The sequence below is a fragment of the Pseudomonas sp. Z4-7 genome, from assembly GCF_051131965.1.
Lineage (GTDB): Bacteria > Pseudomonadota > Gammaproteobacteria > Pseudomonadales > Pseudomonadaceae > Aquipseudomonas.
Map to the genome: position 1 here is coordinate 2,954,346 of NZ_CP071642.1, position 20,572 is coordinate 2,974,917.

Annotated in this window: 16 protein-coding genes and 1 pseudogene; 9 read left to right on the forward strand and 8 right to left on the reverse strand. The window is 62.9% G+C overall.

The window, feature by feature from the left end; genetic code table 11:
• Window positions 1-27: 27 nt before the first annotated feature.
• The 3 genes from J3P91_RS13430 to J3P91_RS13440 are packed head-to-tail and all read left to right on the forward strand — an operon-like array spanning window position 28 to window position 3,947.
• A complete protein-coding gene (locus tag J3P91_RS13430; RefSeq protein ID WP_434604798.1) occupies window positions 28-1,476 on the forward strand; it encodes an APC family permease in 1,449 nt (482 codons plus the stop codon).
• The gene (locus J3P91_RS13435) at window positions 1,473-2,855 is read left to right on the forward strand and encodes an aspartate aminotransferase family protein (RefSeq protein ID WP_434604800.1); all 1,383 of its coding nucleotides are present in this window, start codon (window positions 1,473-1,475) and stop codon (window positions 2,853-2,855) included. Before J3P91_RS13430 ends, J3P91_RS13435 begins: the two co-directional genes overlap by 4 nt.
• Before the next feature lie 51 nt (window positions 2,856-2,906).
• The gene (locus J3P91_RS13440; RefSeq protein WP_434604802.1) at window positions 2,907-3,947 is read left to right on the forward strand and encodes an ABC transporter substrate-binding protein; all 1,041 of its coding nucleotides are present in this window, start codon (window positions 2,907-2,909) and stop codon (window positions 3,945-3,947) included.
• Window positions 3,948-4,133: 186 nt separating this feature from the next.
• Here the strand turns inward: J3P91_RS13440 and J3P91_RS13445 are convergent, their stop codons facing one another.
• The 5 genes from J3P91_RS13445 to J3P91_RS13465 all read right to left on the reverse strand — a co-directional run bounded on the left by J3P91_RS13445 (window position 4,134) and on the right by J3P91_RS13465 (window position 9,569).
• On the reverse strand, window positions 4,134-5,045 hold the full coding sequence (locus tag J3P91_RS13445) for a LysR family transcriptional regulator (protein WP_434568588.1): 912 nt from the start codon (window positions 5,043-5,045) through the stop codon (window positions 4,134-4,136).
• Between the two features lie 217 nt (window positions 5,046-5,262).
• Window positions 5,263-6,465, reverse strand: a complete 1,203-nt coding sequence (locus tag J3P91_RS13450; protein WP_434604804.1) for an NAD(P)/FAD-dependent oxidoreductase — start codon at window positions 6,463-6,465, stop codon at window positions 5,263-5,265.
• Window positions 6,466-7,354: 889 nt separating this feature from the next.
• Entirely contained in the window at window positions 7,355-7,729 is a 375-nt protein-coding gene (locus tag J3P91_RS13455; RefSeq protein ID WP_434568585.1) for a response regulator transcription factor, read from the reverse strand.
• Window positions 7,730-7,829: 100 nt separating this feature from the next.
• Window positions 7,830-8,480, reverse strand: coding sequence for a response regulator transcription factor (locus J3P91_RS13460; protein WP_434604806.1), 651 nt, complete (start codon window positions 8,478-8,480; stop codon window positions 7,830-7,832).
• An 18-nt stretch (window positions 8,481-8,498) separates the two neighbouring features.
• The gene (locus J3P91_RS13465; RefSeq protein WP_434604808.1) at window positions 8,499-9,569 is read right to left on the reverse strand and encodes a sensor histidine kinase; all 1,071 of its coding nucleotides are present in this window, start codon (window positions 9,567-9,569) and stop codon (window positions 8,499-8,501) included.
• A 401-nt stretch (window positions 9,570-9,970) separates the two neighbouring features.
• Between J3P91_RS13465 and J3P91_RS13470 the strand changes: the two genes are divergently transcribed.
• Complete coding sequence (locus J3P91_RS13470; RefSeq protein ID WP_434568583.1) at window positions 9,971-10,912, forward strand: LysR family transcriptional regulator; 942 nt, start codon at window positions 9,971-9,973, stop codon at window positions 10,910-10,912.
• A gap of 20 nt (window positions 10,913-10,932) precedes the next feature.
• Here J3P91_RS13470 and J3P91_RS13475 read toward each other — a convergent pair whose 3' ends face one another.
• Window positions 10,933-11,952 carry a GlxA family transcriptional regulator gene (locus J3P91_RS13475; RefSeq protein WP_434604810.1) on the reverse strand — a complete coding sequence of 340 codons (1,020 nt, stop codon included), beginning with the start codon at window positions 11,950-11,952 and terminating at the stop codon, window positions 10,933-10,935.
• A 209-nt stretch (window positions 11,953-12,161) separates the two neighbouring features.
• Between J3P91_RS13475 and J3P91_RS13480 the strand changes: the two genes are divergently transcribed.
• The 5 genes from J3P91_RS13480 (at window position 12,162) to J3P91_RS13500 (ending at window position 17,983) form a co-directional block, all read left to right on the forward strand.
• On the forward strand, window positions 12,162-13,163 hold the full coding sequence (locus J3P91_RS13480) for an ABC transporter substrate-binding protein (RefSeq protein ID WP_434604812.1): 1,002 nt from the start codon (window positions 12,162-12,164) through the stop codon (window positions 13,161-13,163).
• A gap of 99 nt (window positions 13,164-13,262) precedes the next feature.
• Window positions 13,263-14,234: a helix-turn-helix domain-containing protein gene (locus J3P91_RS13485; protein WP_434604814.1), complete on the forward strand. Its 972-nt coding sequence runs from the start codon at window positions 13,263-13,265 to the stop codon at window positions 14,232-14,234.
• Between the two features lie 71 nt (window positions 14,235-14,305).
• Complete coding sequence (locus J3P91_RS13490) at window positions 14,306-15,238, forward strand: SphA family protein (RefSeq protein WP_434604815.1); 933 nt, start codon at window positions 14,306-14,308, stop codon at window positions 15,236-15,238.
• A gap of 10 nt (window positions 15,239-15,248) precedes the next feature.
• On the forward strand, window positions 15,249-16,502 hold the full coding sequence (locus J3P91_RS13495; protein ID WP_434604817.1) for an MFS transporter: 1,254 nt from the start codon (window positions 15,249-15,251) through the stop codon (window positions 16,500-16,502).
• A 17-nt stretch (window positions 16,503-16,519) separates the two neighbouring features.
• The gene (locus tag J3P91_RS13500) at window positions 16,520-17,983 is read left to right on the forward strand and encodes an amidase (RefSeq protein WP_434604819.1); all 1,464 of its coding nucleotides are present in this window, start codon (window positions 16,520-16,522) and stop codon (window positions 17,981-17,983) included.
• A 152-nt stretch (window positions 17,984-18,135) separates the two neighbouring features.
• Here J3P91_RS13500 and J3P91_RS13505 read toward each other — a convergent pair whose 3' ends face one another.
• Both J3P91_RS13505 and J3P91_RS13510 read right to left on the reverse strand, forming a co-directional pair.
• Window positions 18,136-19,623, reverse strand: a complete 1,488-nt coding sequence (locus tag J3P91_RS13505) for an aldehyde dehydrogenase family protein (protein ID WP_434604821.1) — start codon at window positions 19,621-19,623, stop codon at window positions 18,136-18,138.
• A 144-nt stretch (window positions 19,624-19,767) separates the two neighbouring features.
• Window positions 19,768-20,550: pseudogene (locus J3P91_RS13510) on the reverse strand (hypothetical protein); the annotation flags it as partial.
• Window positions 20,551-20,572 lie beyond the last annotated feature (22 nt).

Here is a 20,572-nt window from a genome sequence, read left to right on the forward strand (position 1 = left end):
CCTAAAAACAACAAAACGGAGCAACCGATGGACAGTTCCTCGAGCGTGCCGCTACACACCGTTACTCCCGCCGTGACCGGCCCGCGCAAACGGCTGGGCCTGAGTGCCCTGCTGGCGGTGGCCGTGGGCCTGGTGGTTTCCCAAGGCGTCATGGTGCTGATGTTGCAGGGCGCCGGGATCGCCGGCTTGGGGTTTGTGATCCCGTTGACCCTGGCCTGGCTGCTGGCCCTGAGTTACGCCTGCTCGTTTTCCGAACTGGCGCTGATGATCCCTCGCGCTGGCAGCCTGAGCAGCTACACCGAAGTCGCCATCGGCCAGTTCCCGGCCATTCTGGCGACCTTCTCCGGGTATGTGGTGGTGGCGATGTTTGCTTTGTCGGCAGAGCTGCTGCTGATGGAGTTCATCATTGACAAGGTCTACCCGCATTCGATGCCGTCGCTGAGTGTCGCGCTTGGCGTTTTATGTCTGTTCACCGTGCTCAACCTGTTCAACATCGACATTTTCTCGCGGCTGCAGACCGTTCTGGCGCTGGTCATGACCGTGATGTTGTTGGTGATGGGGCTCGGCGCCCTGACAAGTGACGGTGCCAGCAGCGTGTCTACGCTGGTCGCGCCTTCCGGCTGGAATCCCATGGGCCTCGGGGTAATTGCCCTGGCGGCGATGGCGGTGTGGGGCTTCGTCGGGGCGGAGTTCGTCTGTCCGCTGGTGGAGGATACGCGGCGTCCGGAGCGCAACATTCCTGCTTCGATGATGATCGGCCTCACCGTGATCTTCGTCGTCATTTGCTTGTACTGCCTGGGGGCGCTGCTCACTGTTCCCCAGGCTGAGCTGGCCAGTAACGGGCTGCCACATTACCTGTTCGCGACCAGCGTTTTCGGCGAGGCTGGACAGGTGTTCCTGGTGACCGCCGCCATCACTGCGACGTGCAGCACGCTCAACAGTTCACTTGCCGCCATCCCACGTATGTTGCTGGGCATGGCCCGTAGCGGCCAGGCGTTCGGCGTCTTCAAACGCCAGGGCAAACGCAGCGGCGCGCCCTGGGTCGCGGTGCTGTTCGTGGCGCTGGTTACCGGCTTGCCGTTGTTGCTGATGCACGACAGCCCCGACGCCATCAACCTTCTGCTACTGGCTGCCGCCCTGGCCTGGCTGCTGGCTTACATCATCACCCACATCAACGTGATCGCCCTTCGTCGCCGCTATCCCGATGCGCATCGGCCGTTCCGTACGCCGTTTTACCCGCTGCCCCAACTGTTCGGCATCGCCGGCATGCTCTTCGCCATCTGGCATGTATCTCCCAGCCCCGAGATGACGATTCCGATCTTTACCAGCGCCGGCGTGGTGCTGGGCATCGTTTCGTTGATCGCGGTGGTTTGGATCAAGTGCGTGATGGGCAAACCACTGTTCAAGCCCGAGCCGTTGGCATCTGCCCAAGGCATCGCAACCGACAAGATCAACAAGCAAGGAGACCTTCAATGAACGCGCCACTGAACCCAACCCGCAGCACCCGCGAATATCAGGCGCTGGATGCGGCGCACCACATTCACGCGTTTCTCGACCAGAAAGCCCTCAATGCCGAAGGGCCGCGGGTGATCGTCCGCGGTGAAGGCCTGGCGCTTTGGGACAACGACGGCAAGCGTTACCTGGACGGCATGTCGGGCCTTTGGTGCACCAACCTCGGGTACGGCCGCAAGGACCTGGCGGCCGCGGCCAGCCGTCAGTTGGAGCAATTGCCGTACTACAACATGTTCTTCCACACCACCCATCCGGCGGTGGTGGAACTGTCCGAGTTGCTGTTCAGCCTGCTGCCGGATCACTACAGCCACGCCATCTACACCAACTCCGGCTCCGAGGCCAACGAGGTGCTGATTCGGACCGTGCGCCGTTACTGGCAGATTCTTGGCAAGTCGCAGAAAAAAATCATGATCGGTCGCTGGAATGGCTATCACGGTTCGACCCTGGGCGCCTCGGCCCTGGGCGGCATGAAATTCATGCACGAGATGGGCGGGGTGATTCCGGATGTGGCGCATATCGATGAGCCTTACTGGTTCGCCCATGAAGGTAACCTGACGCCCGCCGAATTCGGCCTGCGCGCGGCCCGGCAGCTGGAAGAAAAAATCCTTGAGCTGGGCGCCGAAAATGTCGCGGCGTTCGTGGCCGAACCGTTCCAGGGCGCCGGCGGGATGATCTTTCCGCCAGAAAGCTACTGGCCGGAAATCCAGCGCATCTGTCGTCAATACGATGTGCTGTTGTGCGCCGACGAGGTGATCGGCGGCTTCGGTCGAACCGGCGAATGGTTTGCCCATGAATACTTCGGCTTCCAGCCCGACACCTTGTCCATCGCCAAGGGCCTCACCAGCGGCTACATCCCCATGGGCGGCCTGATCCTGTCCAGACGCATGGCCGAGGTGCTGGTCGAGCAGGGCGGGGTGTTTGCCCACGGCTTGACCTATTCCGGGCACCCGGTGGCGGCGGCGGTGGCGATAGCCAACCTCAAGGCCCTGCGCGACGAAGGCATCGTTGCCCAGGTCAAGGAAGACACCGGCCCGTACTTGCAGCGTTGTTTGCGGGAAATCTTCGATGGCCATCCGCTGATTGGCGAGATCCAGGGCGCCGGCCTGGTCGCGGCCCTGCAACTGGCCGAAGACAAGGCCAGCCGCAAGCGCTTCGCCAATGAAAACGAAATGGCCTGGCAATGTCGCACCTTCGGTTTCGAGGAAGGCCTGATCATCCGCTCCACCCTGGGCCGGATGATCATGGCGCCGGCGCTGGTGGCCAGCCATGCCGACATCAATGAACTGGTCGACAAGACCCGTATTGCTGTAGACCGCACCGCCCGCGCTTACGGTCGCCTCTGAGCCCCATCGCCGGCTCGTGCGGGCGAGCCGGCATTTTCGAGGAACCGCTTCATGTCCATATCCTTGCGTTGCAACATTGCGTGTGCCCTGGCGTTGCTGAGCAGCAGCGTCCTGGCCGCGCCACCAAGCCTGACCGTGATCTCATTCGGCGGCGCCACCAAGTTGGCCCAGGACAAGGCCTACTTCCAACCCTTCAACGCCAGCGGTGCAGGAAACATCGTCGCCGGCGAATATAACGGCGAGTTGTCGAAGATTAAGGCCATGGTCGCGGCCGGGCACACCAGTTGGGATGTGGTCGAGGTGGAAAGTCCCGAGCTGCTGCGCGGTTGTGAGGAAGGTCTGTTCGAAAAACTCGACCCGGCGGCGATCGGAAAAGCTGCGGATTTTGTTCCGGGTGCGCTTACTGAATGCGGCGTGGCGACGTATGTCTGGTCGATGGTCCTGGCCTACGACCAGAGCAAACTCGCCAAGGCGCCCCAATCCTGGGCGGATTTCTGGAACGTGAGCGAGTACCCGGGTAAACGCGGATTGCGCAAGGGTGCCAAGTACACCCTGGAAATCGCCTTGCTGGCGGATGGCGTCAAGTCCGAGGACCTGTACAAGGTGTTGAACACCCCTGAAGGGGTAACACGTGCATTCGCCAAGCTCGACCAGATCAAGCCGAACATCCAGTGGTGGGAGGCGGGTGCGCAGCCGGCGCAATGGCTGGTGGCCGGGGACGTTGCCATGAGCGCCGCCTACAACGGGCGCATCGCCTCGGCACAGAAGGAAGGCATGAAACTGAGCATCGTCTGGCCGCAAAGCCTGTATGACCCAGAGTACTGGGCGGTGGTCAAAGGTACGCCGAACAAGGCCCTGGCCGAGAAATTCATTGCCTTTGCCAGCCAGCCGCAGACGCAGAAAGTCTTCTCGGAAAACATTCCCTACGGACCGGTGCATCGCCAGACGCTGGCCTTGCTGCCCGCCGAAATACGCGAGCAACTGCCCACCGCCGAGGCCAACCTGGCGCAAGCGCGAGCGGTGGATGCCGAGTTCTGGGTGGACCATGGTGAAGAGCTTGAGCAGCGCTTCAATGCCTGGGCGGCTCGCTAGGCACTGAAACCCCTGGCGAACCGCTCTTGTGGCGAGGGAGCTTGCTCCCGCTGGGGTGCGCAGCAGCCCCTTTGTTTGAGCCTGTGGTGTAACAGGTGGACCCTGTCAGGCTTTTTTGGGGCTGCTTCGCAGCCCAGCGGGAGCAAGCTCCCTCGCCACGGGGGAGCGGCTGGGCGCAAGGGTGGGCTACGCCAGCCACTCGCCGAACTGCTCCTTGCAATAATCCACGAACAGCTGCGCCGGCTTGGTCAAGTGCGCGCGCTTGAGCCAGCCGGCCACCAGCGCTGAACCTGTCACGTCCTCGGCGATGTTGACGCACACCACTCGCTGCCCGTCGTAGGTGCAGCTCGATTGCGGTCGCGTGACCAGCACGGCGAAGCCGAATCCCTGGCCGACCATGCCGCGCACCATCTCGATGGAGGGCGAACTGAAGACAATGTTCGGCGTCAGGCCCAGTTCTTCGAAGATACTCACGAAATAGGTCCGGCTGGGCTGCACGTCCAACAGGATCATCGGTTCGAGCGCCAGGTCCCGCAACGACACCTGGCCTTGATCGGCGAAGCGATGCCCCTCCGGCAGCAACGCATAGGGCCGCTGCGGCGCGGTGAGCGCTTCGGTTTCGATGGTGCTGTCCAGATCGTGCTCATAAAAAATCGCCAGGTCGAAACGTCCCCCCGTCAAGCCCTGGACCAGCTCCTGTTGCTCGCCATCCTGCACGCGGATTTCCACCCCGGGAAAACGCTCCCGGAACCCGGCGATCAGCCGTGGCAAGTAGAGCGGGGCGACGGTCTCGAAGCAGCCGATGTCGATCTGCCCGCTGACCACATCGTTGTCCGCCAGCGCGTTCTGTTCGAATTCCCGGGCCATGCGCAGCAGTTCCTGGGCCTTGCGATAGAAACGCGCACCGGCGGGCGTCAGCGAGACGCCCTGGGCGTGATGGCGGATCAGCAATTGCACGCCGAAACTGTCCTCCAGGCCTTTTACCGCCGTGGCAATCGATGGCTGGGCGATGTACAGCTTGCGCGAGGCTTCGGCGACGCTGCCGCATTCCACGGTGGTCACGAAGTACTTCAACTGACGCAGGGAGTAGGACGCCACGACACACCTCGATCCGGATTTTTGCCTACCTTACCGTGTGTCGCTCATGCAGGGCGATGGACGTTGCAACGGATTTTGCTGGGCAGTGGCGATATCCAGGCTGGCTTGCCGCGCGGGTAGAAAAAACGCCCGCCGAAAAAACCTTGGCAGGCGTCTGGGAAAGACCGGCGCGGAAGATGGACTGGCCGGGCCGGGCGCGTGAATCAGGCGAAAGGAGTCAGGCTACCGGAATCGATGGATCGGCCGCCGCCAGGGCGGTTGCCCGATCGGCGGCGGGCGGGTAGATCCACACCGAGTTGATCTGGGTCTTGAGCTCCTTGGCTTCCTCGCCAACCAATTTGAGCTGGCGGTCCCAGCCTTCGGTGTACACCGCGCCCCAGGCGCCCAGGTCCAGGCACGTCACGTACTTGGGCTGGCTGTAGGTCATCGGCGCGACGCCGAGCAGGTCGGCGGCAACGTTGTTGCCCGCATAACGACCCAGGGCGATGGCATGCTGGCAGGACATGACCGCGTAGTTGCCCAAGTCGTCGGTGGCGGCATAGGCCACATCGCCGCTGGCGTAGATATCGTTCTGCCCGAGCACCTTCAAATGCCCGTCGACATGCAGACGGCCCTGGCGGTCGCGGGTTGCGGGCACCTGTTCGGTGAGAGGGCTCGCGCGAAAGCCTACGGTCCAGATGACGGTGTTGGACTCGATACGCTGGCCATCCGAGAGGATGACGCCGCCGGCATCCACCGACTCGACCGAGGCATCGAGGACCCACTCGATGCCCAGGTGATCGGACGCTTCGATGATCGAAGGGCTGATTCCCTCGCCCAGTGCCGCACCGATTTTCGGCCCGCGGTCGACCACGATCACGCGGATATTGGCATCGCTGCCGAGGACGGCGCGCAGGCGGGCGGGCATTTCGGTGGCGGTTTCGATGCCGGTGAAACCGCCGCCGGCGACGACAACGGTATTGCGTGCGGGACTGTCCGGCAGGTTCCCGAGTGAATTGAGGTGGGCTTCGAGGCGTGTTGCCTGTTCGATCTCATCGACATCGAACGCGTGTTCAAGCATGCCTTGCAGGTCAGGGCGAACCAGCTTGCTGCCCGCGGCCAGTACCAGTCGGTCGTAGCCCAGCGTCGCGAGGCTGCCGGACACGTCGCGGTAGCTGATCTGCTTGCGGCTGACATCGATGTTCTCGGCCACGCCCTGGACGAAGTTCACGCCGACCGCATCGAACAGCGTGCCCAACGGCGCCATCATGGTATGGACGTTCGGCTCGTAGAACCGCGGGCGGATACGCAGTTCCGGCTGGGGGGCCAGGACGCTGATCTGTACGTCGTTGCGATCATGCTGGTCGAGCAGGCGGGCGGCGCTGAGTGCGCTCCATACGCCGCCGAAACCGGCGCCGACAATCAAGATGTGCTGTTTCATGATGAGCTCCCGAAGCGAAAATCGATACGTTGAATTGTTTGAGGTTTCAGCGTGACCGTGTTGCGAGGTACCCGAAGCTGTGGGGCCTGATGGTTGAAATCATCGGGCGCATTCAGCTTCGGTTCGCTGTGGGAGATGGTAGGGGGTGGCTTTGGGTTCGACACTTCTACATAGGGTCAGTGGGGGTATGCGTGGGTGTGAGGGGGGTATACGGAGGTATGTGTGTATATCCGTTCTCGCAGTCGCGGCCACTTAGGGTTCCGCCCTTACGGCGGCTCACTTTTGGAGGAGCGCCAAAAGTAAGCAAAAGCGCTTTGCCCCACCACTCGGTGCCTCGCCTAGGCTCGGCATGCCCTCACTCCGGCATTGCTCCGTGGGCCGCCGCGAAGGGCCATCCATGGCCCAGCGCGGCTAACCCGGCATCCATGCCGGGTTACCCACTGCGCAATGCCTGCGTTCGGCCAGCGTGGTTAATGGGGCGCTGAGATCAAAGTCAAAAGCAGAGCAAGAGCGAGAGCAAGAGCAAGAGCAAGAGCAAGAGCAAGAGCAAGAGCAAGAGCGGGGCACATGCTGGCACTTATGCAACTGACCCATCGCCTTCGCGAGCAGGCTCGCTCCCACATTGGATTTTCGGCAGGCGCTGATTCATGGCATACAGAGAACCCCTGTGGGAGCGAGCTTGCTCGCGAAGAGGCCAGCCCATCAACATCTCGATTGGCTGACCCACCGCCATCGCGAGCAAGCTCGCTCCCACATTGGATTTTCGGCAGGCGCTGATTTCATGGCATACAGAGAACCCCTGTGGGAGCGAGCCTGCTCGCGAAGGGGCCAGCCCATCCAACATCTTCATTGGCTGACCTACTGCCATCGCGGGGATATACACACCAATCTAAACCGACCGTTCAAGAATCGACTCGATGCAAGCAACCAACTCCCCGCACCTGAACGGCTTGGGGAAAACCGCCACGGGACCGCATCCCCCCGGTATGGCCAGCGCGGGCACAACAGGCAGGCCCGTGATGAAAACAAGCGGAATGTCGATTCCTCGGGCATAGAGCTCATCGCACAACTGAATGCCCGTCATGCCCGGCATCTGTATGTCCGACAGCACGCACGCGGTGTTTTCAAACCCGGCTGAAGACAGGAAGGCGACGGCACTGGCATAAGTCCTGACGCGATACCCGTGAGAGCGCAGCAAACCATCCAATGCAACTCGAACCGATTCATCGTCATCGATAACAGAAATAATTGCGCTGTCGGACATTTCGAAACCTGGCAGTAATATCAGGTCGCTATTAAAGCGCCCCTATCACTGCAAGATACGCGGTCCAAAAGCCGCGCCTAGTATACGTGGGTATGAACTCTCAACGATCGCGGCTCGGTTCCAGGGCTTGGGCCATGCGCACCAGGTCGGCAAACGAACGCGCAGCCATCTTGCGCATGGCCTGGCCTCGGTGGATCTTGACGGTGATCTCGCTCAGGCCTATTTGCCCGGCGATCTGTTTGTTCATCAGGCCCGACGCTGCCAGTGCCATTACCTGGCGCTCCCGGGCGGTCAACGTGGCGTAACGGTCCTGAAGCGCCCGCTGGCCACGCTCGGCCTCGCGGCGCAGTCGGTCGCGCTGATGGGCGGCGGACACCGCATCGATCAGGTCCTGTTCGCGAAACGGCTTGGTCAGGAAATCCACCGCACCGGCCTTCATGGCCCGCACGGTCATGGCAATGTCGCCATACCCGGTCATGAATACGATCGGCAGATGAATTCCGGCGTTCGCCAACTGCTGCTGGAAGTCCAGCCCGCTGGTGCCGCGAAGGCGCACATCGAGCAACAGGCAACTGGGCGCGTCGGGACGTGGATGGCCCATGAAATCCGTCACCGAGTCGAACAGTTCGACCAACAGGCCAATGGACCGCAGCAGACTGCGAAGGGCTTCGCGTAACGATGCGTCGTCGTCGACCACGTAGACAACCGGTTCATGGGCGAGGGCAGGGGGCATGGCGTGGCTTGGGTTCATGGCAGGGGTCCGCACAGGTCAGGCTTTGGCTAACAACGGCAACGAAAAGGTGAACGAGGTGCCTTGGCCTGCCTCGCTGGTAGCCCAGATCCTGCCGTCATGGAAATCGATGATCGAGCGACAGATCGACAGGCCTATGCCAAGGCCGTTTTCCCTGGTGGTAAAAAACGGGTTGAACAATGAGGGCAGTGTCTCGGCCTTGATGCCGATTCCCCGGTCCGTCACCGCCAGCAGCACCTCGTGCGCGTGCGTCCAGGTGCGCACGTAAAGGATTCGGTCGCGCACCGGGAGCGTTTCCATGGCGTGGCAAGCGTTGGAGACCAGGTTGATGATCACCTGCTGCAGCTGGACCCGATCAGCGTCGACCAGGCTTGCCGCCGTCAGGTCCACCTTCAAGCTGACTTGGTGCTGAGCCAACTGATGGCGCACCAGATCCAGTGCTTCACTGACAATTTCGTCCAGTCGCTCGGGCCGGCGTAGAGGGTCGCATTTGCGCGCCATCGCCCGGGTCCGATTGATGACTTCACTGGCGCGGCACGCGTTGGCGACGATCCGGTCCAGCGAGTCGAGGGCCTCCTTGAGGTCGGGCACCGGACGGTCCAGCCAGCGGCGACAGGCTTCGCCGCTGCTGGTAATGGCCGTCAACGGCTGGTTCACTTCATGGGCGATGGAGGCGGCCATTTCCCCCAGGGACGTCAGCCGCGTGGCATGGGCCAACTGCGCCTGGGCTTCGATCAGGTAGGCCTGGTTATGCCGCAGGCGGTCCGAGGCATGCTTGCTGCGCAGTGCGAGAAACGCGATGGCTGACAGGGCCGTCAGGCAACGGAAGAACCCGGTGATCGATTCCCAGCGGTGGTAACCGCCGTTGTACAGGAACATCGCCGTCAGCAGGAACATGCACAGCAGCGCAACGGTGATCACCAGGTTGATTGAAAACAGGTTGGCCGCCATCAGCAGCAAGGTGATGTACAGCAGCGTCGGTGCCAGGTCGGAATGGGTTTCGGAATTAATGATGACAATCCCGCAGGCCACGACGAGGCCGACCGCCCAGCCCAGGGCGTTGACCAGCGGGTGAGGGCTGATGCCCATAGAAGGTCTCGACGCCTTCGGGGATGGCTGATACCGAAGGCTGTCGTAGATGCTTTTGAACATCATGGCGGGTGTGGGCACGCTGCAACCTTTCTTTTGTCTTGTCGGTCCGGTCCCGGTGGCGGTGGACACGGGGGCATCGTCTTGAATCTTAAAAGCTGCCCCTTGCCTCGGGGTAGGACATAAAACCCTGAAATCCTGCCAGACCCTGGCACTCGTCCTGTATACCCAGGTATCAATCGGTGGACCCAAAGCGTCAACGCAGCGTCCTCCCGTACGACAGACGCCGGTTAGGCCGTGGCATAACCTTCCAGGCACGCCGTCGCTGTCGAGCCGCGCAAAGCGGCCCAGGCACGACGTTTCTTTCCCGCCTCATTGGCCCTGCGCCTGGAATGGCTACCATGATGAACAGAAATGACCTGCGTCGTGCTGACATCAATCTGCTGGTTGTCTTCGAAACCATGATGCATGAGCGAAATGTCACCCGTGTCAGCGAGAAGCTGTTTCTTGGCCAACCGACCGTCAGCGCCGCCCTGGCGCGGTTGCGCCTGATGTTCGACGACCCCTTGTTCATCCGCGCGGGCCGGGTGATGGAACCGACCTCCCGGGCGCAGGAAATCTTTTCCAACCTGTCGCCGGCGCTGGATGGCATCGCGGCTGCCTTGAGCCGCTGCCAGGCGTTCGATCCCGCCACCAGCGACGCGACGTTCCACATCGGCCTGTCCGATGACGTCGAATACGCGCTGCTGCCAGACCTGCTGCACCGACTGCGTATCGAGGCGCCGGGCACGACTCTGGTGGTGCGCCGGGCCGATCAATGGCAGATGTGCCAACTGCTTGCGAGCGGCGAAATTACCATCGGTATCAGCCATACCCTGGAGCTTCCGGCCAATGCCCGGCGCAAGGCGCTGCGTCCGATCCGGCCGATGTTGCTGCGCGCCGATTCGCGTCCGGGCGAGCTGACATTGGATGAATTTTGCCGCCGCCCGCATGCGGTGGTTTCATCCATGGGGCATGTTATCGATGATTCCGATCGGGCCCTGAGCCAGATGGAGCGGCAACGGCGTGTGGTCCTGAGCGTGCCGCAATTCAGCGCCTTGCCGGTGTTGTTGGCGCGCAGCGAGATGATCGCCATCGTGCCCGACTACGTCGCTCGGGCAATGGCCCAAACGACCGGCTTGCGCGCGGAACCGGCGCCGCTCCGGTTGCCCGAGCGCGAGCTGTCGATGGTCTGGCGAGGGACTTCCCATAATGACCCGGGAGAACGCTGGCTCCGTTCACGCTGCTGTGCGTTCATCGGCGAGCAGGCCGAAGCACAGGCTCAAGCCAGGCGCGTAGCCTGACGCGACAGCGCGGTTCAAGCTCAGCGGGAGAACCGGTTGCGATAGTCCCGTGGTGAAATCGAGAGGTGGCGTTGGAAGGTGTAGCGCATCCGTTCCTCGTCGCCGAAACCGCACGAACGGGCAATCTGATCGATGTTGCGCTCGGAGTCCTCCAGCAGTCGTCTGGCCGCTTCGAGCCGGAACATCTCGACGGCCTTGGCCGGGGTGCGTCCGGTCTGGCGCTTGTAGACCCGGGCGAAGTTGCGCGGGCTCATGCGCGCTTGCCGGGCCAGGCGTTCGATGCTCAGGTCGGCCTCATCCAGGTGCTCGGCGAGCCAGGCGTGCAGTTCATCGAATCCGGCGCTGTCCTGGGTCTGTGCCAGCAGCAACTGGCTGAACTGCGCCTGCCCCCCGGGGCGCTTGAGAAACACCACCAGTTCCCGGGCCACTTGCAGCGCGACATCGCGACCACAATCGGCTTCCACCAAGGCCAGGGCCATGTCGATGCCGGCGCTGACGCCCGCCGAGGTCCAGACACTGTCCTGCTGGATAAAAATCGCGTCGAGGTCCACTTCGATCAAGGGGAAGCCACTCTTGAGCATTTCGCACATGGCCCAATGCGTGGCGGCGCGGCGGCCGTCGAGCAAGCCGGCCTGGGCCATGAGGAAGGTCCCGCTGCACACCGAAGCGGTGCGGCGCGCCTTGGTCGAGGCCGCGCGCAGCCAGTCCACCAGCTCGACGCAGTCGATCATCGCCTGACGGATGTTCGGCGCGCCAGGCACGATCAGCGTGTCGATGACGGCATTGTCGAACTCGCCCAGGGCGCAGGTTTGCACGACCAGCCCTTCGGCGGTCTGCATCAGGCCGCCTTCAAGGCTGGCGGTGTGCATCCGGTAGCCGGGCAGGCCACGTTCGGTCATGGCTTTGGTGGCCGCCCAGAACACCGTCTGGGCGCCGGTCAGGTCGAGCAGGCCCATCTGCGGATAGGCGAGGAATACCAGCGCGCGTGGTTGGGATACGGACTCGGCGGCAACGCGGATGTCACAGGTCATCTCGTTCATGGTCGCGCGGCTCGTTTCAAGAATGGGCGGGTTCGGAGGGGGCAGCGGCTGCGCCTCGGTGTCCCTGGGTGATTAATCCTCCGCCCGGACAATGTCAAGTCGGCCGCGTTGAATCTTCAGGTGCTATGTTTATGCGATACAGGTATTTAAATTTTATTTTTTATAGCTTTAAAGTCGGCGCCTGAATTTATCCATAAGAGGCCACGGCCATGGCGTTCAAGCGTCCCGTACTTTTTCTTTCCCTGGCGGCGAGCCTGCTGGTCGGGCCGCTGGCCCATGCCGAAGGCAAGATCAGCATCGCCCAGCAATTCGGCATTGGTTATCTAATCCTGGACGTCGTGCGTGACCAGCAGCTCATCGAGAAACATGGCAAGGCCCAGGGCCTGGATATCAAAGTGGACTGGAACAGCATCTCCGGCGCCACCGCCATGAACGAAGCGTTGCTGACCGGCGCCCTCGACGTGGTGTCGGCCGGGGTGCCGCCGATGCTGACGATCTGGGATCGGACCCGGGGCAAGCAGAACGTCAAGGCCATCGCCTCGCTGGGCTCGATGCCCAACTACCTGTTGACCAACAACCCCGAGATCAAGACGCTCAAGGACTTCACCGACAAGGACCGGATCGCGGTCCCGGCGGCGGGTGTCGGCTTCCAGTCGCGCACATTGCAGATCGAGACGGCCAAGGTGTTCGGCAACGAGCGCTACAAGAAATTCGACGACATCTCGGTCAGCCTCCCGCACCCGGACGCCACGGCCGCGTTGATTGCGGGCAAGTCGGAAATCAATTCGCACTTTTCCAGCCCGCCGTTCCAGTACCAGGCGTTGCAGAACCCCAACGTGCATAAAGTCCTCAGCTCCTATGACGTGCTCGGCGGGCCGGCCACGTTCAACGTGCTCTACACCACGGAGAAATTCCACGACGAAAACCCGAAGACCTACAAGGCGTTCTACGCCGCGCTGGTTGAAGCCCAGAACATCATCAAGGCCGACAAACCTGCCGCCGCCCAGACGTATATCCGGGTAGAGCAATCCAAGCTGCCATTGCCCCTGGTGGAGAAGATTGTCAGCGACCCGGAAATCGATTTCACCGTGGTGCCGCAACGCACCTATATCTACGCCGACAAACTGCATGAGCTGGGTGTGTTGAAGAACAAGGCCGACAGCTGGAAGGACTACTTCTTTGAAGAAGCCCACGGCGGCGCAGGCAGCTGACTAGCCGTTTTCGGCACAATCGAGCGAGTCACCCGGGAGACGGAATGGAACTTGCCTGATCTTCGATCCATAACCCTGGAATCAGCGAAGGTCGGGTGAATGAACGACGACATGGCGGACGGGTTGCCGACGCGGCCGATCAATCGGTTCCGCACCGGCGACATCGACGAGCACGCGCGGAACATGGGCGGCTGGCAAGTGAGCTACGACCAACTGACGCCAGGACGCTTCGAAGGCGAGTTGATCGAGTTCCGTGCAGATTGGATGCAACTGGTGCGCGACCGCTCTAATCAGGCCATGACCAAGCGCGGCATGGCGTGGGAGGGCGCGATTACCTTCAGCGTACCGTTGCGCGCTGACGGGCCGGTGTTCTGCTGCGGGCACCCGATTGTCGAGCCGAGCCTGATGGTCGCCCACGGCCGCAACCTGCCGGACCTGCGCACACCCCAGCACTTGGACCTGCTCGGCGTCGCCGTCAAGGAGCAGGCCCTGGAGCACCTGCTGGAGCGCCAGGGCAGCGACTTTCGAATTACCGATCTTCCCAAGTGTTACCGTCTCGGCGATTCGACCTTGCCCGCTGAGCTGGCGGCACTCTTCGACGAACTCGAAGGGGGCGGCCAGGGGCATGAGTCATTGTTGGGCTTCGAGTCGATCCGCCGTGGCCTGCGCGATACGGTGATGCTGCACCTGCTGGAGCTGGTGGCGCCCGACCAGGCGCCGCCGCTGACCCCGACGGCCCGCAAGCGCATGGTCGACCGGGCCCGGGAATATGCCCTGGCCCATGTCGACGAGCCGCTGTCGATTCTCGACCTGTGCAACCACATTGGCGCCAGCCGGCGTAAATTGCAGTACTGCTTCCAGGAAACCCTGGGCATCAACCCGGTGGCCTATTTAAGGGCGCTGCGCCTCAATGCCGTGCGCCGGGAGCTGCGCGCTGGCGACCAGGCCAGGGGCGTGCAGGAGGTGGCGGCACGCTGGGGCTTCTGGCACCTGAGCCGTTTCTCCAGCGACTATCGGACCCTGTTCGGCGAAACCCCTTCACAAACCCTGCGGCGCACGCATCTGTGCTGAAAACGGATAACGGCTGGCGGACCGGCTCCCTAGGATGACCCCATCACCACATGGTTGGGATGGGGCATTCGATGAATCAGAATAAAAAGAAAAACCTGCGGCATTTTACGTGGCTCACCCTGGGGCTTTTCGGCGCCTGCGCCGTGGCCAACGCTACCGAGAACGGTGCGCCGACCACTGCGTTTGGCGTCTACGACTTCGGTGCCGGCATGATGCCGCCGGCCACGCCCTTCGGGACGGTCGGGCTGCGTACTGCGTTCTATTCGGCCAATGTGCAGAAAGACCGTCATGGTCGCTCGGTGGACAACAACCTGTCCCTCGATGTGCTGTCGATCGGCGTCGCCTACATGCACATGACCGATTACACCGTGCTCGGCGCCAAGTACGGCTATGGCGCGGTAGTGCCGTTCTTCCAGATGGACGCCTCGGTAAGGGTGCAGACGCCGGTCGGTCCGCTGAACCTCGAAGCCGATCCGTTTCGCATGGCCGACATCCAGGTATTGCCCATCATCCTGCAATGGACGTTGTCGCCAAACCTGTTCGTCAACGCGCAATTCCAGATCCAGACCCCGACCGGCGATTACGACGAGGACCGGCTGATCTCGCCGGGCCTGAACCACTGGACGTTCTCGCCGATCCTCAACGCGACCTATATCTCAGACACCGGCTTCGAGGTGTCCTCCAGCTTCGAAGTCGATGTGAACACTCGCAACCCTGCCACCGACTACAAAAGCGGCGTCGAGTATCGCCATGAATTCGCCGTCGGCCAGCATGTCGGCCCCTGGACGCTGGGTGTGGGCGGCTACTACTACCGCCAGTTCACCGACGACGATGCTCCAGGGCTTGAGGCGGGCAATCGAGCCCGGGTACTCGCGGTCGGGCCGGCGGTGAGTTATTTCAAGCCCGGCGTGCCGCCGATCTGGCTGCACGTCTACAAGGAATTCGACGCGCGAAACCGCGCCGAGGGCTACACCACGGCCCTGCGCATTTCTCACAGTTTCTGAAGGGGGCGTCATGAACTCATCAAATTCCATTTCAACGGCGTCGCCGCGTCAGGCAGTTAGCCGGCGCGAAGGCTTGGTGCTGATGCTCGGCAGCAGCCTGACCATCATGGGCTCGGTAATGGTCACGCCGATTCTTCCTCGGCTGGCCGCCGAGTTCGGCCCCGTCGAGCCTCGCGCCGATTTGTTGGTGCCGCTGGCAATCACCGGGCCGGCCCTGGCGATTGCCCTCTGCGCGCCGTTGGCCGGCTGGTTGGCCGACCGGGTCGGGCGCAAGGCCTTGCTGGTGATCGCCACCTTGCTCTATGCGGTGCTCGGCGCGTTGCCGGCGCTGCTCGACAACTTGCCGACGATTGTCGGCGCGCGCTTGCTGTTTGGCTGCGCGGAGGCGGCGGTGATGACCTGCTGCGCGACTTTGATTGCCGACTATTGGCATGGCGAGGAACGCTTGCGCTACGTCAACCGGCAAGTGGTAACGATAGGCCTGGTGGGGGCGCTGTTCTTCGTCGTCGGCGGGGCCCTCGGGGAACATTCGTGGCGCTCGCCGTTCCTGCTGTACCTGCTGCCGTTGTTGCTGGTGCCGGCCATGATGAAAATCCTCTGGGAGCCGCCGGTGGCCAAGCTGCGGACGGTCGACGCGCGCCCCGATGAATCGGCGCCGGGCAAAGTCGCGTTGCTGCAGCTGGTGGTGGGCTACCTGATGATCGTGAGCGGCATGGTCCTGACCTTCGTCATGCCGATCCAGGCCCCCACGCTGTTGGTCGGCCTGGGCGTGACCTCCAGCACTCTGATCGGCCTGGCGGCGGGGTTGAGCCTGTTGGCGACACTCGTTGGCTCGTTGACGTGGCCGTTGCTGCGCCGACGCTTGGGCATTGCCGGTTGCAACGCGCTGTTGCTCGCCCTGATGGGCCTCGGGCTGTGCTTGCTGGTGCGCGCGCAAAGCTACAACGCGGTGCTGTTGGCGGTGTTTGTCCAGGGGTTAGGCGCCGGGTTGCTGGTGCCCAACGTGATGGCGCCGGTGATGAATGCGCTGACCGCCACCACCCGTGGCCGAGGCCTGGGCGGGTTCACCTCGTTTCTCTACATCGGCCAGTTCATCAGTCCGTTGGTGGTGGCATTCGTCGGTGCCTTTGCCGGTGACCTTCGTCAGTCCATCCAATGGCTGGCCTTCGCCAGTCTCGCGGCGGCACTGCTCTGGGTGGCGGTCGGTTTACGCACGCGCGGCCATCGACAGGCGGACGTCGCCGGATCTCGTCAATCGTCATGAACAAGGAATCTGAAACCATGAGTCTGCAAGACATCCACCAATTGATGGACAGTGAAGACGGTACCGCCCTGGCCGAGTGGGTCAGGCGCGGTGAGGTCCAGCCCGGCGAGCTGCTGGAGACGGCTATCGAGCGCCTGGAACGGGTCGAACCGCAGCTTAACGCCGTGGCGGAACGGCTTTACGATTCGGCCCGGGAGGCGGCGCGTGCGCCTCAGGCCGGGCAGGGCCTGTTTGCCGGCGTTCCAACCTTGATCAAGGATCTGTTTTCGCCGGTCCAGGGCGCGGCGATGACCAACGGCTCCCGCTCGCTGGGCGCCTGCCGCGCGGATTTTGAATCGGAAGTGGTGACGCGCCTGAGAAATGCCGGATGCCAGGTGTTGGGGACCAGCACGTCGCCTGAGTTCGGCACGTCTTACTCCACCGAATCGGCGCGCTTCGGCGCCACGCGCAACCCGTGGAATACCGAGCGCAGCGCCGGCGGCTCCAGCGGCGGTGCGGCCGCATTGGTGGCGGCCCGGGTCGTGCCGTTCGCCCACGGCAACGATGGCGGCGGTTCGTTGCGGGTGCCGGCGTCGTGCTGCGGGGTGTTCGGCTTCAAGCCCAGCCGCGGATTGCTGCCGTCGGGGCCGATGATCGGCGAAGGCTGGGCAGGGATGGGCACGCCCCATGCAATCACCCTGTCGGTGCGCGACAGCGCTGCGTTGCTGGATTCCACCGCCGGGATTGATCCGGGCGCGCCGTATGCCGCGCCGGTCCAGGCGCAGCCTTACGTGACGGCGCTGCAGCGCGATCCGAAGCCGTTGCGCATTGCCCTGGTCGAGCAATTCGGCCCCTGGGCCACCTCCGCGCAAAGCCTACAGGCGGTGGGCGAGGTCGCCAGGTTGTGTGAAACCTTGGGCCATCGCGTCGAACCGGTGAGCTTGCCAGTGGTGTTGCCGGAGTTTCTTGATCAGGTCTTCACCATCATTGGTGCGAGTACCCGCCATTACGTCGACCTGCTCGGCCAGATGCGCGGGGCCGCGGTGCAGGCGGAGGAACTGGAAGTGCGCACCCGGATCATCCTGCGGGACAAAGGCAACGTCAGCGGCGCCCAGTACGTCGGCGCAGTGGAATGGATTCATGCGCTGGGCCGCCAGTTGGCGGTGTTCATGCAGGATTACGACGTGATCCTTTCTCCGGTCCTGACCCGCGAACCGGTGATGATTGGCGAGCTCAACGTTGAGGACGTCTGCATGAGCCTTGAAGCGCTCATCGAGCGATTCCACAGCTACTCACCGTTCACGGCGCTGTTCAATGCCAGCGGCCAGCCGGCGATGTCGGTACCGTTGTCCTGGAGCGCAAACGGCCTGCCGCTGGGCGCGCATTTTGCCGGGCGGTTCGGCGAAGAAAGCACCTTGCTGGCCCTGGCCGCCCAACTGGAACGCGCCCAGCCATGGCGCGGGCGTGTACCGCCGGTCAATGCTCACCGAATAAAAACCTGACGCAAAATCTACCGTGGCGAGGGAGCTTGCTCCCGCTGGACTGCGCAGCAGGCCCAAGCTTGCGGTCGCTACGCAACCGAGCGGGAGCAAGCTCCCTCGCCACGGGTATATGCGTCTGTTGGGCGCCGGATTCTATCCGGTGCCCAACATACTCAATACCGAATCATTACCGACTTCAGCTCTGTGTAGTCATCGATGAACGCGCTGCCGAACTCCCTGCCGATACCCGAAGACTTGCTCCCGCCGAATGGCACGGCGGGGTCGAGCAGGGTGTGCATGTTCACCCAGACGGTGCCGGCTTCAATGGCGGGCACCATGCGCAGGGCCTTGCCCAGGTCGTTGGTCCAAAGGCTGGCGCTCAGCCCGTAGGGCGAGTCGTTCATCAGGTCGAGCAGTTCCTCCTCGGTGTCGTAGGGCAGGAAGGTGGCGATCGGGCCGAAGGTTTCTTCATTGAGCAGCGCATCATCTCGATGGTTGGCGAGGATGATGGTCGGCTCGACATAGCAGCCAGGCCTGTCGATCAGCTTGCCACCATGAACAATCCTGTTGTTCTGTGCCCGCGCCCTGGCGAAATACTCGCCGAGTTTCTGCTGATGCTGACGGTTGGTCACCGGGCCGAATTGCGTGGCTTCATCCAGCGGCGAGCCGATGCTGAGCTGACTCAGGCGTTCGGCGAGCTTGCGCATGATCGGTTCGATCTGCGAGCGGTGGACAAAGAACCGCTCGGCCGCCGCGCAAATCTGCCCGGAGTGCAGGAAACCCGCCTCGATGATGCCATTGACCGCCACCTCGGGATCCACATCTGGCAGGAATCCCGCAGCATTCTTGCCACCCAGTTCCAGTGTCGTCCGGGTCAGTCCGGCGCCCATCGCCGCCTGGCCCACGGCGATGCCGGTAGGCACCGAGCCGGTGAACGACACCTTGTTGGTGCCTGGATGCTCGATCAAGCCCTTGCCCACCAGGCCGCCACCCGTCACCACGTTCAACGCGCCAGCCGGCAGACCGGCCTCCATGGCCAGTTCAGCGATGCGCAGGATAGTCAGGGGAGTGAACTCGCTGGGCTTGATGATAATGCTGCAACCGGTCACCAAGGCCGAGGCGAGTTTCCAGATGGCGATCATCGTCGAAAAATTCCACGGCACGATGCCGACCACCACGCCCACCGGTTCGCGCAGGGTGAACGCCGTGTAGCGTTCACCGGCGAAGGAGGGCAGCGACGGGGTGATGGTCTGGCCGCTGATCTTGGTCGCCCAGCCGGCGTAGTAACGCAAGAAGTGCGCAGCCTGGTCGACTTCGAAGGCGCGGGAGATATGGATGATCTTGCCGGATTGGCAGGTTTCGATCTGTGCCAGCTCCTCGCGGTGTTGCTCCATCAGGTCCGCCAGTTTCAGCAATACATGCCCGCGGACCGCCGGGGCGGCCTGGGACCACTGCTTGAAACCGCGCCGGGACGACTCGACCGCCGCATCGATATCGCCAGGAACGGCGTCACAGACCTGGGCGATGACCTGGCCCGTGGCCGGGTTGATCACGTCCAGGGTCTGTCGGCTCTGGCTTTCGACATAAGCACCGTCGATGAATAGCGCGTGGTGTCGGCCAAGGAAGGCTTGGACCTCGGGCAGCAGGGCAATATCGCTCATGGGAAGTTCCTGTTCGCAGGCAAGGGAAAGCCCCGAGACTAACCCTTGGGAGGCCGGGCGGGCTTGACCGTGCCTGCCGCGTCGCATGTCTGTGGCTGCCAATTCCGGGGCTGATGCTCAGAACGGAACCGCCACCACCAACTGGCTGTAGATGTCCATGCCGTCGCGTTGTTTCTGGAAGTCACTGGCGTAGTGCTCATCCACGTCGATGCCATGGATGTAGGTCAGCCCGAGGGTGCCGCGTGCTGCGGTGTATTCCAGGGTGGCGGCGGCCATCTCGGTATCGGCCTGGGCGCGATTGTCGGACTTGAACCACAACAGGCTCCCATGCACGCCGTCCTTGTCGCCCAGGCGCAGCACCGCGGTCTTGTCGAAGGCGTGCCGGGCGGCGAGGTAATAGGCGCCGCCGCGATTGAGTTCGCCATCGGCCACGCCCTTGCCGACGTTCAGGCCGTCGTCGTTGATGATGAAACCGTCGCCAAGGGTAATCACCTGGCGACCGAAGGACAGGTCGACGCCATCCTTGCCCAACAGCGGGAACAGATCGCCGGAGCGCCAACCGGCGAAGGCCTCGTCGAATTTCGTGGTGCGTTCTGAGCCGTCGCTCAGGCCCGCCGCATCGCCATCGCCCCAGGTGCCGGAGCTGACCAGGTTGGCGGTCCCGTAGAGGTTCCCGCGGCCGTCGAGTGTCTGCTCGATACTCAGGCCATACTTGATGAAACCTTCGCGTCAGCTCGAACCGCCGGCGCTGCCGTCGTAGTTCTTGCGGCTGTTGAACAGACCGTAGACCGCGAGGAAGTTGCCGGTGACGGTGGTGTCATCGTCGGCATAAAGCTCGAAGGCCTGGGCCGATGAGCCTGCCGCCAGCAAGGCGATGCCCAGGCCGATGGCCTGGCGTGGCAGGCGTGATTGACGAGTGTGCTGCATGGTGTTTTCCCCAGTGCGATAG

What these genes read in the sequence shown, in the direction of transcription:
- J3P91_RS13455 (WP_434568585.1), bottom strand. Translation starts at nt 7,729, where the DNA reads ATGTCCGACAGCGCAATTATTTCTGTTATCGATGACGATGAATCGGTT.
- J3P91_RS13465 (WP_434604808.1), bottom strand. Translation starts at nt 9,569, where the DNA reads ATGGGCATCAGCCCTCACCCGCTGGTCAACGCCCTGGGCTGGGCGGTC.
- J3P91_RS13435 (WP_434604800.1), top strand. Translation starts at nt 1,473, where the DNA reads ATGAACGCGCCACTGAACCCAACCCGCAGCACCCGCGAATATCAGGCG.
- J3P91_RS13440 (WP_434604802.1), top strand. Translation starts at nt 2,907, where the DNA reads ATGTCCATATCCTTGCGTTGCAACATTGCGTGTGCCCTGGCGTTGCTG.
- J3P91_RS13505 (WP_434604821.1), bottom strand. Translation starts at nt 19,623, where the DNA reads ATGAGCGATATTGCCCTGCTGCCCGAGGTCCAAGCCTTCCTTGGCCGA.
- J3P91_RS13450 (WP_434604804.1), bottom strand. Translation starts at nt 6,465, where the DNA reads ATGAAACAGCACATCTTGATTGTCGGCGCCGGTTTCGGCGGCGTATGG.
- J3P91_RS13460 (WP_434604806.1), bottom strand. Translation starts at nt 8,480, where the DNA reads ATGAACCCAAGCCACGCCATGCCCCCTGCCCTCGCCCATGAACCGGTT.
- J3P91_RS13480 (WP_434604812.1), top strand. Translation starts at nt 12,162, where the DNA reads ATGGCGTTCAAGCGTCCCGTACTTTTTCTTTCCCTGGCGGCGAGCCTG.
- J3P91_RS13430 (WP_434604798.1), top strand. Translation starts at nt 28, where the DNA reads ATGGACAGTTCCTCGAGCGTGCCGCTACACACCGTTACTCCCGCCGTG.
- J3P91_RS13475 (WP_434604810.1), bottom strand. Translation starts at nt 11,952, where the DNA reads ATGAACGAGATGACCTGTGACATCCGCGTTGCCGCCGAGTCCGTATCC.
- J3P91_RS13490 (WP_434604815.1), top strand. Translation starts at nt 14,306, where the DNA reads ATGAATCAGAATAAAAAGAAAAACCTGCGGCATTTTACGTGGCTCACC.
- J3P91_RS13485 (WP_434604814.1), top strand. Translation starts at nt 13,263, where the DNA reads ATGAACGACGACATGGCGGACGGGTTGCCGACGCGGCCGATCAATCGG.
- J3P91_RS13500 (WP_434604819.1), top strand. Translation starts at nt 16,520, where the DNA reads ATGAGTCTGCAAGACATCCACCAATTGATGGACAGTGAAGACGGTACC.
- J3P91_RS13495 (WP_434604817.1), top strand. Translation starts at nt 15,249, where the DNA reads ATGAACTCATCAAATTCCATTTCAACGGCGTCGCCGCGTCAGGCAGTT.
- J3P91_RS13470 (WP_434568583.1), top strand. Translation starts at nt 9,971, where the DNA reads ATGATGAACAGAAATGACCTGCGTCGTGCTGACATCAATCTGCTGGTT.